The organism is Frankia torreyi, assembly GCF_000948395.1.
Taxonomy (GTDB): Bacteria; Actinomycetota; Actinomycetes; order Frankiales; family Frankiaceae; genus Frankia; species Frankia torreyi.
On record NZ_JYFN01000149.1, the window covers coordinates 1 to 1,167 of the forward strand.

Here is a 1,167-nt window from a genome sequence, read left to right on the forward strand (position 1 = left end):
CCCCGCCTCTCAATGTTTCAGAAGGAGCTATTCCACGATGCAACCGATTGCTGTTCCCGCAGTTCCTCCGATCGGTGACACGGGCCGTGAGAGTGCCTCCGCGGACCTCGCCCGGCCCGCCGTGCCCGGATNGGTGACCGTTCCCACCGTCGAGGTCGCCCCCACCGATCCCGAGTCCCCGCCGGCCGGGGCCGCCTCCCTCGAGTACCGGGTACTGATCACCTACAACAGTCGCGAGGACTACCTCACGGCGGGCCCGCACGCCGCCCCGCCCAGGTGACTCCCTACTTCCCCGACGGCTGCCCTGAGACCGCGCCACCCGGATGGCCCACGGACACCCCCTACGAGCGTCCCCACTTCGTGACCATCTGCCCCGCGTGCATCCAATCCTGGCGTGGCGACTTCTTTGTCAGTGACCCGGTCCACGTCCCCGACGGCGTCCCGATCCTCCTCGCCTTCCCCTGGTCCGCCGAGATCGCGGCCGCGTCGCTGATCCCCTGACGGACGGCGGATCCCCGCGACGCCCCGGCGGGGGCGGTCACCATACGGCTGGCCTGGCATCCCAGACACCCCGGCTGGGCCGCGGCAGGCGCCACACCAGCGCCTGCCGTAGGCCAGCCGGCCCCGCCGCCGCCCGCATACCAGCACCGCGCCCCGTCGGCCACGCCCCACACCGCGGGTTGCGCCGCAGGGGCGCGGTGTCCGAGCGGGCCGGCCGCCGTCACGGCGCGCACGCCCCCCGGGGGGCCCTCCGGTTCCCGCGTCGCCGTGCCGCGCTTGCCCCGGTTCCCGTCACGGCGGGTCTGCCGGCCCGTCCGTCCGGGTGCGTGCACGGGCCGGGGGAAACGCAACCAGACGCCGGTGGCCTTGCGTGTCTTTTCCCGTCCCTACACCTGGATGCCGCCCCTTTTCCTTGGAGGTGCGCGTGAGTACTGTGCTGACCGCGGTTCTGATTCCGGTGGAGACACACCGGCCGGTCACCGCCCTCCGCCTTGACGTCGACAACCTTCCCTTTCTTTGGGAGGACGTCGGTGGGCCGGTCGAACGGGTGATATTGCTCCAGCCGGCCGGCACGCTGTATGTGAACGCCTGGGGAGTGCGTTTCGGCCTCCCCGTCAATCCGAGGGCGACGTTGCTGGCGGCGGCGGCGAACCCGGTGTGGCGCGG

Annotated in this window: 2 protein-coding genes; both read left to right on the forward strand. The window is 72.0% G+C overall.

The features are described from left to right. Positions 1 to 360 precede the first annotated feature (360 nt). Positions 361 to 501, forward strand: coding sequence for a hypothetical protein (locus FF36_RS35795; protein ID WP_157871758.1), 141 nt, complete (start codon positions 361 to 363; stop codon positions 499 to 501). 424 nt (positions 502 to 925) lie between these two features. Continuing rightward, positions 926 to 1,167, forward strand: a 242-nt coding sequence (locus FF36_RS31265) for a hypothetical protein (RefSeq protein WP_131669513.1), incomplete at its 3' end; no start/stop codon positions are given.